The sequence below is a fragment of the Stenotrophomonas sp. Ste96 genome, from assembly GCF_024519495.1.
Taxonomy (GTDB): Bacteria; Pseudomonadota; Gammaproteobacteria; order Xanthomonadales; family Xanthomonadaceae; genus Stenotrophomonas; species Stenotrophomonas bentonitica_A.
The window spans coordinates 1-9,677 of sequence record NZ_JALJRX010000015.1 but is presented as its reverse complement, the minus strand read 5'-3'; the positions used below and the strand labels follow the sequence as shown (position 1 = coordinate 9,677).

The 9,677-nt window shown below is 66.2% G+C and carries 9 protein-coding genes and 1 pseudogene; 8 read left to right on the top strand and 2 right to left on the bottom strand.

Annotation, left to right across the window (positions count from 1 at the left end; genetic code table 11):
• Positions 1–66: 66 nt before the first annotated feature.
• Positions 67–1,263: a pyridoxal phosphate-dependent aminotransferase gene (locus OC373_RS18380; RefSeq protein ID WP_261998248.1), complete on the bottom strand. Its 1,197-nt coding sequence runs from the start codon at positions 1,261–1,263 to the stop codon at positions 67–69.
• A 111-nt stretch (positions 1,264–1,374) separates the two neighbouring features.
• Here OC373_RS18380 and OC373_RS18375 point away from each other — a divergent pair, with 111 nt between their 5' ends.
• The 7 genes from OC373_RS18375 (at position 1,375) to hslU (ending at position 8,474) form a co-directional block, all read left to right on the top strand.
• Entirely contained in the window at positions 1,375–3,492 is a 2,118-nt protein-coding gene (locus OC373_RS18375) for a S9 family peptidase (RefSeq protein ID WP_261998247.1), read from the top strand.
• Positions 3,493–3,717: 225 nt separating this feature from the next.
• The gene (locus tag OC373_RS18370; RefSeq protein ID WP_019183672.1) at positions 3,718–3,963 is read left to right on the top strand and encodes a lipoprotein; all 246 of its coding nucleotides are present in this window, start codon (positions 3,718–3,720) and stop codon (positions 3,961–3,963) included.
• Complete coding sequence (gene dapF, locus OC373_RS18365; RefSeq protein ID WP_070425970.1) at positions 3,956–4,810, top strand: diaminopimelate epimerase; 855 nt, start codon at positions 3,956–3,958, stop codon at positions 4,808–4,810. Before OC373_RS18370 ends, dapF begins: the two co-directional genes overlap by 8 nt.
• Positions 4,807–5,484 carry a DUF484 family protein gene (locus OC373_RS18360; RefSeq protein WP_070425969.1) on the top strand — a complete coding sequence of 226 codons (678 nt, stop codon included), beginning with the start codon at positions 4,807–4,809 and terminating at the stop codon, positions 5,482–5,484. Before dapF ends, OC373_RS18360 begins: the two co-directional genes overlap by 4 nt.
• A 22-nt stretch (positions 5,485–5,506) precedes the next feature.
• On the top strand, positions 5,507–6,397 hold the full coding sequence (xerC, locus tag OC373_RS18355) for a tyrosine recombinase XerC (protein WP_019183675.1): 891 nt from the start codon (positions 5,507–5,509) through the stop codon (positions 6,395–6,397).
• A gap of 91 nt (positions 6,398–6,488) precedes the next feature.
• Positions 6,489–7,040, top strand: a complete 552-nt coding sequence (gene hslV, locus OC373_RS18350) for an ATP-dependent protease subunit HslV (RefSeq protein ID WP_019183676.1) — start codon at positions 6,489–6,491, stop codon at positions 7,038–7,040.
• Positions 7,041–7,100: 60 nt separating this feature from the next.
• On the top strand, positions 7,101–8,474 hold the full coding sequence (gene hslU / locus OC373_RS18345) for an ATP-dependent protease ATPase subunit HslU (RefSeq protein ID WP_261998246.1): 1,374 nt from the start codon (positions 7,101–7,103) through the stop codon (positions 8,472–8,474).
• A 63-nt stretch (positions 8,475–8,537) separates the two neighbouring features.
• Here the strand turns inward: hslU and OC373_RS18340 are convergent, their stop codons facing one another.
• Positions 8,538–9,206 (bottom strand): TetR family transcriptional regulator, encoded by a 669-nt coding sequence (locus tag OC373_RS18340; RefSeq protein WP_019183678.1) that lies wholly within the window; start codon positions 9,204–9,206, stop codon positions 8,538–8,540.
• 230 nt (positions 9,207–9,436) lie between these two features.
• On the opposite strand from OC373_RS18340, the pseudogene OC373_RS18335 reads away from it, so the two are divergent.
• A pseudogene (locus OC373_RS18335) lies at positions 9,437–9,677 on the top strand (efflux transporter periplasmic adaptor subunit); the annotation flags it as partial.

The window sequence follows — 9,677 nt, the reverse complement described above, 5'->3', positions numbered from 1 at the left end:
TTCTTCCTGAAGATCCGGGCGGCCTTCCCCGGAGTTGGGTGAAGAACCTTTTTTTTCAGGGGTCGCTCAACGCACCCACGTCTCCAGCCCACGCGCGATCCGCCGCACCGCCTCTTCCAGGCGTGGCACTTCCTGCGTGTAGGCCAGCCGCACGTGCGCGTTGGCGCGGTGGTGCCCGAAGTCCAGGCCCGGGGTGAACGCGACATGCTCGGTTTCCAGGAAATGCGCACAGAAGGCCTGCGCATCCCCGGTGAACGCACTCACGTCGGCGTAGAGATAGAACGCGCCTTCCGGTTCCACTTCGATCCGGAAGCCGAGCGCCCGCAGCGCCGGCAGCAGGTAATCGCGGCGCTCGCGGAATGCCGCGCGGCGCTGCTCGAAAATCGCGATCGACTCCGGCTCGAAACATGCCAGCGCCGCATGCTGGGCGATGCTGGAGGCGCTGATGTACAGATTCTGCGCCAGCTTCTCCAGCTCCTTCACCGCCTGCGGCGGCGCGACCAGCCAGCCCAGTCGCCAGCCGGTCATCCCGTAATACTTGGAGAAGCTGTTGAGCACGAAGGCGTCATCGTCGACCTGCAGCACGCTGGCCGCGTCCATCCCGTAGGTGAGGCCGTGGTAGATCTCATCCACCACCAGGTGCCCGCCGCGCGACTTCAGTGACTGCGACAGCGCGTCCAGCTGCGCAGCGGAAAGCACGGTTCCGGTCGGGTTGGCCGGAGAGGCGGCCAGGGCGCCGACACTCTCGGCATTCCATTGCCGTGCCACCAGTTCCGGCGTGAGCTGGTACGCCGTTTCCGGGCCGACCGGTACCAGCTGCGCGGCCCCTTCCACCAGGCGCAGGAAGTGCCGGTTGCACGGGTAGCCCGGATCGGCCAGCAACCAGTGCTTGCCGGGATCGACCAGCAGGCTGCTGGCCAGCAGCAATGCGCCCGAGCCACCCGGGGTGACCAGGATCCGCTGGGGGTCGATCTGCACCTGGTAGCGATCCTGGTAGAACCCGGCAATCGCCTCGCGCAGGGCGGGCAGCCCGCGGGCGGCGGTATAGCGCGTGTGCCCGGCCGCCAGTGCCGCCTGGCCGGCGCGCACGATCGGGGCGGCGGTGGTGAAGTCCGGCTCGCCGATCTCCAGGTGGATCACATCGTGGCCGGCCTGCTCCAGCGCCTGCGCGCGGGCCAGCAGCGACATCACGTGGAAGGGTTCGATTTCCTGGCTGCGGCGGCTGTAGCCGGTGCCGGTCGGGGGCGTGCGGGAAGTATCCATGGCCTGATGATAGGCGCAGTGACCAACGACAGGCTTGCTGCTGGCCCACCCGGCGGCACAGACTGCACGGACACGGACGCCATTGCATTCCCCCGCCAGGAGCCTTATCTCGTGAAACCCGCCCTTTGTTTACTGGTTGCCAGCCTCATGACCTCCAACGTGCACGCCGCCCCCGCGCTGACCCCGCCCGACGCCGAGAAGCACCCGCACACGGTGAAGGCTCCCTTTGGCGCGACCCGCAGCGATGATTACTACTGGCTGCGTGACGACAAGCGCGAAGACAGGAAAATGCTGGCGTACCTGAACGCGGAGAATGCCTATACCGACCAGGTCGTGGCGCCGCTCAAGCCGCTGGAAGACACGCTGTACAAGGAGATCGTCGCCCGCATCAAGCAGGACGATGCCAGCGTGCCCTCGCGTGACCGCGGCTACTGGTATTACACCCGCTTTGAAACCGGCAAGGACTACCCGATCCAGGCACGCCGCAAGGGCAGCATGGAGGCGCCGGAAGAAATCCTGCTCGACATCAACACGATGGCCGAGGGCAAGGGCTACTTCAACGTGGGCGATGCCGATGTCAGCCAGGACAACCATCTGCTGGCCTGGGCCGAAGATGATGTGGGCCGCCGCCAGTACGTGATCCGTTTCAAGGACCTGCGCACCGGTGAAGTGCTGCCGGACCGTATCGAGAACGTCTCGCCCAACGTGGTCTGGGCCGATGACAACCGCACCCTGTTCTACGTCGAGAACGATCCGGAAACGCTGCTCACCGTGCGCGTGAAAAAACACGTGCTGGGCACCCCGGCGAGCAGTGACGTGCTGGTCTACGAAGAGAAGGACGACAGCTTCTACATGGGCGTCGGCCGCACCCGCGATGATCGTTTCCTGACCATCGAACTGCACAGCACGGTCAGCTCGGAAACGCGCTACGCCCCGGCCGCCGATCCGCAGGCATTCAAGGTGCTGGCACCGCGTGCACGCGACGTGGAATACGACGCCGACCACTTCAACGGCCGCTGGGTGATCCGCACCAACGATGCCGATGCGAAGAACTTCAAGATCGTCACCGCGCCCAGCGATGCCACCACGCGCAGCCAGTGGAAAGACTGGGTCGCGCACGATGATGCGGTGCTGATCGAAGGCTTCGAGCTGTTCGATGGCTTCACCGCGATCGCCGAGCGCTCCAATGGGCTGGAGCGCGTGCGCCTGCTGTTCCCGGATGGCCGCCAGGACTACGTCAAGGCCGACGAGCCGGCCTATTCGATGGGGCTGGCCGCCAACAGCGAACACGATACGCCGTGGCTGCGGTACGCCTACACCTCGCTGACCACCCCGACCACCACCTACGAGCTCAACACCGTCACCGGTGAGCGTCGCCAGCTCAAGCAGCAGCCGGTGATCGGCTATGACCCGTCGCAGTACACCACCGAGCGTGTATGGGTGACGGCCCGCGATGGCGTCAAGGTGCCGGTGTCGCTGGTCTACCGCAACGGTTTCAAGAAGGACGGCACCGGCGCGCTGTACCAGTACGCCTACGGCAGCTACGGCATGTCGATGGATCCGGGCTTCAACCAGACCGTGGTCAGCCTGCTGGATCGCGGCGTGGTGTATGCCATCGCCCACATCCGCGGCGGCCAGGAAATGGGCCGTGCGTGGTATGAGGACGGCAAGCTGCTCAAGAAGCAGAACACCTTCAACGATTTCGTCGATGTCACCCGTGAGCTGGTCCGCCAGGGCTATGCGGCCAAGGACCGCGTCGCCGCCTCCGGTGGCAGCGCCGGTGGCCTGCTGATGGGCGCGGTCGCCAACCAGGCACCGCAGGACTACCGCGTGATGGTCGCCCAGGTGCCGTTCGTGGATGTGGTCACCACCATGCTCGATGCCAGCATCCCGCTGACGACCAACGAGTACGACGAGTGGGGCAACCCCGAGCAGCGCGAGTACTACGACTACATGCTGAAGTACTCGCCGTACGACAACGTCGCCAAGCAGGCCTATCCGGCCCTGTATGTCGGCACCGGGCTGTGGGATTCGCAGGTGCAGTACTGGGAGCCGGCCAAGTGGGTGGCCAAGCTGCGCGATGACAACACCGGTCACTTCCCGATCGTCTTCCGCACCAACATGGAAGCCGGCCACGGTGGAAAGTCCGGCCGCTTCCAGCGCTATCACGAGCTGGCCGAGTCGTATGCGTTCGTGCTCGACCAGCTGGGCGTGACCCGGACCCCGTAATGGCAGCCGCCGGCCGCCGGAGGACGACGATGGCTGCTGCCCGGCCAAGGATCGTCAACCGCTCCGGTAGTGCCGGCCGCTGGCCGGCACCGCCCGGGCCCAGCAGGAGGCGGGGCTGCCGGCCAGCGCCGGCACTGCCGGGGTGCTTCCAGGGGCGCGATGTCTGCGCGGCCTGTTCATCCAGCCAGCACCCAAGCGCCCAAAGGGCGCGGCTATACTCAGGGCATGAAGACATCCCCCCGTACCCTCATCTCCCTGACGCTGGCCGCCTCGGCGCTGCTGGTGCTGTCGGCCTGTGGCAACAAGGGCCCGCTGGTCCTGCCGCAGAAGCCGGTCCCGGTCGAAGAACAACTGGTCGAACCGGCCGCCGACGACGCCACGCCGCCGGCCGCCGATGCCGATACCGATTCCCCGGTGGTTCCCGATCCCGTTGAAGCCCCGGCGCTGAAGGCCAATGACGGGAATGAGTAAGGCAAGCACGTCCGCGGCGCTGCGTTTCACCAAGATGCATGGCGCCGGCAATGATTTCGTGGTGTTGGACCTGCGCGATGGCAGCGCACCGCCGGATGCCGCACTGGCCGCGCGCCTGGCCGATCGCCATACCGGCGTGGGTTGCGACCAGATCCTGACCATCGAACCGCCCAAGGCCGAGGGCTCGGTGGCCTCCTACCGGATCTGGAATGCCGACGGCAGCCGTTCGGAGCAGTGTGGCAACGGCGCGCGCTGTGTCGCTGCCTGGCTGGTGCGCGATGGTGCGGTCACTGGCACCACGTTCGCGATCGACAGCCCGGTCACCACGCACGCGGTTGAGCGCCTGGGCGAAGACCAGTACGCGGTGGCGATGGGCGTCCCGCGTTTCGAGCCGGAGAACGTGCCGCTGATCGGCTTCGCCCGCGCCCGCGAAGAGTATCTCTTGCCGCTGCAGGGGGACACGGTGCGTTTCGGCGCGGTGTCGATGGGCAATCCGCACGCGGTCATCGAAGTGGGCCTGGTCGATGCCGCCCCGGTCGAACGCCTGGGTCCGTTGCTGCAGCAGCACGCCTCGTTCCCGAAGTCGGTCAACGTCGGCTTCGTGCAGGTGCTCGGCCCGCAGCATGCGCGCCTGCGCGTGTACGAGCGCGGTGCCGGCGAAACCCTGGCGTGCGGCAGCGGCGCGTGCGCCGCGGCCGTGGTGATGATGCAGCGCGGTCGCCTGCAGCGCGATGCCACGATGTCGCTTCCGGGTGGCGATCTGCGCATCCGCTGGCCGGCCGATGATGCACAGATCGTGATGTCCGGACCCGCAGCCTTCGTCTTTGATGGAGAGTGGAACGCATGAGTGACACCGCCGAGAAAATCGGATCGCACGAAGTAGCCGCCTGGCTGCGTCGGCATCCGACCTTCCTGAAACAGTTCCCGGACCTGGCCCTGACCCTGGTGGTGCCGCGTGATGACGGCCCCACCGCGTCGCTGGCCAGCTACCAGCTGGAAGTGCTGCGCGACAAGAACCGTGAGCTGTCGCGGCGGCTGGCCGATCTGGCCGCCAATGCGCAGATCAACGAGCGCCTGGCGGTCCGCACGCACCAGCTCACCCTGGCACTGATGAAACAGGACTCGGCGGCCGATACCCTGCGGGCGATGGCCGCCTCGCTGGAAGAAGATTTTGCTGGCGATCTGGTCCGGCTGATCGTGCTGCACCCGGTTGCGGGGCTGGAGCAGGCGCCGTGGCTGCAGGTGATCGAGCAGAGCAGCCCGTTGCTGGGGGTGTTCCGCGATTGCCTGAAAGACGGCGAGCCGATCTGTGGCCGCCTGCAGCCGGAAAAAAATACCGTGCTGTACGCGGGGCGTGCCGAGGAAGTGCAGTCCAGCGCGCTGCTGCCGCTGCCGGGCGTCGGCCTGATCGCGGTGGGCAGCCACGACGGCAACCGGTTCTACCCCGGCATGGGCACGTTGTTCCTGCGCATGATGGGCGAGTCGCTGGTCGTGGCCCTGCAGCGTTTCCCGTCTCCCTGACATTCCCTTGAGCGGAGCCGTCGTGAGTACCGCGCAGGACTTCCTGTCGCATCTGCAGGTGGAGCGCCGGATGTCGGCGCACACGCTGGATGCCTATCGTCGCGACCTGGACGCCCTGGCGGCGTGGTCGGACGGGCAGGGCGCCATCATCGACACGCTCGACAGCGCGCAGCTGCGCCAGTTCATCGCGGCCGAACACCGGCGTGGCCTGTCGCCCACCTCGCTGCAGCGCCGGCTCTCGGCGTGCCGCAGCTTCTATGCGTGGCTGCTCAAGCACCATCGCATCGCCGCCAACCCGGCCACCGGCCTGAAAGCCCCCAAGGCGCCGCGCAAGCTGCCGCAGGTGCTCGATGCCGATGAAGCCGTGCAACTGGTCGAACTGCCCACCGATGCACCGCTCGGCCTGCGCGATCGCGCGCTGCTGGAGCTGTTCTATTCCTCCGGGCTGCGCCTGAGCGAGCTGTGCGCGCTGATCTGGCGCGACCTGGATTTCGATACCGGCCTGGTCAACGTGCTGGGCAAGGGCAACCGCGAGCGCCGGGTGCCGTTCGGCTCGCATGCACGCACCGCGCTGCAGGGCTGGCGGGCCGAGAGCGGCGGCGCGGCAACCGCGCCGGTGTTCCCCGGGCGCAAGGGCGGGCCGATCACCCAGCGCGCCGTGCAGATCCGCATCCGCCAACTGGCCCAGCGCCAGGGCCTGTTCAAGCACGTGCACCCCCACATGCTGCGGCATAGTTTCGCCAGCCATATCCTGGAATCCTCCGGTGATCTGCGCGGCGTGCAGGAGCTGCTCGGTCACGCCGACATCGCCACCACGCAGATCTACACCCACCTGGATTTCCAGCACCTGGCCAAGGTCTACGATGCGGCCCACCCGCGCGCCAAGCGGCGCAAGAGCGGCAACGAAAGCTGAATCGATCCGCTGCGGCATCCGGGCGCAGGGCAGGGCGGGTTGAAGCGTCGGGCACAGACCCCACCTCAGTCTTTGTCACCCCGGAGGCTCCATGGACCCCAGTCAGAACCCCAACGTATTTCATGCCACCACCATCATCTCGGTGCGCCGCAATGGGCATGTCGCCGTCGCCGGCGATGGCCAGGTCACGCTCGGCCACACGGTGATGAAGGGCAACGCCCGCAAGGTGCGCCGCCTGGGTCGCGAGGGCCAGGTGCTGGCCGGTTTCGCCGGTGCCGCCGCCGATGCCTTCACCCTGTTCGAGCTGTTCGAGGCCAAGCTGGAAAAGCATGGCCAGCTGCAGCGCGCTGCGGTGGAACTGGCCAAGGATTGGCGCACCGAGCGCCGCCTGGGCAAGCTTGAGGCATTGCTCGCCGTCGCCGACAAGGACACCTCGCTGATCATCAGCGGCACCGGTGATGTGATCGAGCCCGAAGACGGCATCATCGCGATCGGTTCCGGTGGTTCCTACGCCCTGTCGGCCGCCCGCGCGCTGATGGCGCACACCGAACTGGATGCCCGCACGATCGCCACCGAGTCGATCAACATCGCCGGCGACATCTGCATCTACACCAATCGCAACGTGGTGGTCGAGGAACTGTAAGCGTAGTGCCGGCCGCTGGCCGGCAACCTCGAAAAACCCAATTCATCCGTGAGCACACTCATGCCGCACAAGATTGAAGTTTCTTCCGCCACCATGACCCCGCGCGAAATCGTGCAGGAACTGGACCGGCACATCGTCGGCCAGCACGACGCCAAGCGTGCGGTCGCCATCGCGCTGCGCAACCGCTGGCGCCGCATGCAGCTGCCGACCGAGCTGCGCAACGAAGTGATGCCCAAGAACATCCTGATGATCGGCCCGACCGGCGTCGGCAAGACCGAGATCGCGCGTCGCCTGGCCACGTTGGCCAACGCACCGTTCGTCAAGGTCGAAGCGACCCGCTTCACCGAGGTCGGCTATGTCGGCAAGGATGTGGAGCAGATCATCCGCGACCTGGCCGACACCGCGGTCAAGCTGTACCGCGAGCAGGCCAAGGTGCGCGTGCGCACGCAGGCCGAAGAACGCGCCGAAGACCGCATCCTGGATGCGCTGCTGCCGCGCCGCAGCACCGGCATCGGCTTCGACGCCGAAGCCGCGCGCAACGAACCGTCCGCGCAGGACAACGAGACCCGCATCAAGTTCCGCCGCATGCTGCGCAACGGTGAACTGGACGAGCGCGAGATCGAGCTGGAAGTGTCGGCCAACGTGAGCATGGACATCATGACCCCGCCGGGCATGGAGGAAATGGGCCAGCAGCTGCGCCAGATGTTCTCCAGCATGGGCGGCGCGAAAGCGCAGAAGCGCACGCTGTCGATCAAGGCCGCCCGCCCGCTGCTGATCGAGGAAGAGGCCGGCAAGCTGGTCAACGAAGACGATATCCGCAGCGCGGCGATCGAGGCCTGCGAGCAGCACGGCATCGTGTTCATCGATGAGATCGACAAGGTCGCCAAGCGCGGTGACAACGTCGGCGGTGGCGATGTGTCGCGCGAGGGTGTGCAACGCGATCTGCTGCCGCTGGTGGAAGGCTCCAACGTCTCCACCAAGTACGGCACGATCAAGACCGACCACATCCTGTTCATCGCCTCCGGCGCGTTCCACCTGGCCAAGCCCAGCGATCTGATCCCGGAGCTGCAGGGGCGTTTCCCGATCCGCGTGGAGCTGGGTGCGCTGAGCAAGCAGGACTTCGTGCGCATCCTCACCGAGCCCAAGGCTGCGCTGACCAAACAGTACGAAGCGCTGCTGCAGACTGAAGGTGTTGCGATGAAGTTCACCGTCGATGCGGTGGATCGTCTCGCCGAGATCGCCTTCCAGGTCAACGAGCGCCAGGAAAACATCGGCGCGCGCCGCCTGCACACTGTGCTGGAGCGCCTGCTGGATACGCTGAGCTATGAAGCACCGGATCGCGATGGCGAAACCATCAGCATCGACCAGGCCTACGTCGACGCGCATCTGGGCGAGCTGGTGCAGGATCCGGACCTCAGCCGCTACATCCTGTAACGGCGCGCAACGATCGGGTGGTAGGAAGAACGGCGGCACTGCGGTGTCGCCGTTTTTTTTGCCTCACACCTCGTCGTCGGTCGGCAATGGCGTTGGCGGTGCGCCCGGGGTGAACACCCCCGGTTTGACGAAGGCACTGAAGATCGCATCCAGCGTCTGCATGCCGTCGCGCTGGATCTCGAACAGATCCGGCTCCAGCATCGCGCTGTACAGCACGCCGGTCAGGCTGGTGCTGACGATGCGCGCCACGGTTTCGGCATCGGCGTGGTCGTGCAGCTGGCCCAGCTCGCGCGCGCGCTCGAGTGCGGCGGCGATGATGGCCAGTTCCTCACGTGACGCTTCGCGCTGCAGCTCCTGCATCGCCTGGCTTTCCACCGACAGATCGTTGCGCAGCATGATTTCCATCATGTTGCGCAGGCGTTCGTCTTCGGCCAGTTCGCGGAAGGAGACCAGCAGCGCCGAGCGCAGGTCCAGGATCGGCGTGTTGCGCTTGGCCGAGGTGGTGCGGCGCATGCGCTCGATGAACGGCACGCGTTCGCGGTCGATCATCGCGGTCAGCACTTCGGCCTTGTTCTTGAAGTGCCAGTACACCGCGCCGCGGGTAAATCCGGCGCGCGCGCCGATCATCGCCAGGCTGGTGCCGGCGACCCCGTATTCATGGAAACAGACCTGGGCCGCATCGAGGATGCCCTCGCGGGTGGCCTGCGCCTCTTCTTTGGTTTTTCTGGCCATTGCGCTGTGCAGTTGCTGGATGAAACCGGCCTGAATTGTACCGCTTTACAAACAAACATGCATGTATGTATATTTGCGCCCCACTGATCCTCAGCGAGGACTGCCCGCGAATGCCGGCGGGTCTCGTTTCGGATATTTGCCGTCATTTGCTGCCTGTTTGTCGTCATTCTTCGCTTTTATCGGAAGTTGGCTGCAGGCGCGCCCTTTTCCGTCTGCGAGCCCCTACCGCCATGTCCAGAACCCCGTACCGTCTTCTCGCGCTGTCCCTCGCGATCGCCCTGACCGTGTCCGCCTGTGGCGGTGGTGAGCAGGAGGGTCCACAGGGCGGGCCTGGCCAGGTCACCGTGGCCACCCTGAAAGCCGAGCAGGTCGGCCTGACGCGCGAACTGCCGGGCCGGACCAACGCCTTCCTGGTGGCCGAAGTGCGCCCGCAGGTCAACGGCATCGTGGCCAAGCGGCTGTTCACCGAAG

Coding starts and splice junctions, on each gene's coding strand:
- hslV (WP_019183676.1), top strand. CDS start 6,489: ATGGACCCCAGTCAGAACCCCAACGTATTTCATGCCACCACCATCATC.
- OC373_RS18380 (WP_261998248.1), bottom strand. CDS start 1,263: ATGGATACTTCCCGCACGCCCCCGACCGGCACCGGCTACAGCCGCCGC.
- OC373_RS18370 (WP_019183672.1), top strand. CDS start 3,718: ATGAAGACATCCCCCCGTACCCTCATCTCCCTGACGCTGGCCGCCTCG.
- OC373_RS18360 (WP_070425969.1), top strand. CDS start 4,807: ATGAGTGACACCGCCGAGAAAATCGGATCGCACGAAGTAGCCGCCTGG.
- dapF (WP_070425970.1), top strand. CDS start 3,956: ATGAGTAAGGCAAGCACGTCCGCGGCGCTGCGTTTCACCAAGATGCAT.
- OC373_RS18340 (WP_019183678.1), bottom strand. CDS start 9,206: ATGGCCAGAAAAACCAAAGAAGAGGCGCAGGCCACCCGCGAGGGCATC.
- hslU (WP_261998246.1), top strand. CDS start 7,101: ATGCCGCACAAGATTGAAGTTTCTTCCGCCACCATGACCCCGCGCGAA.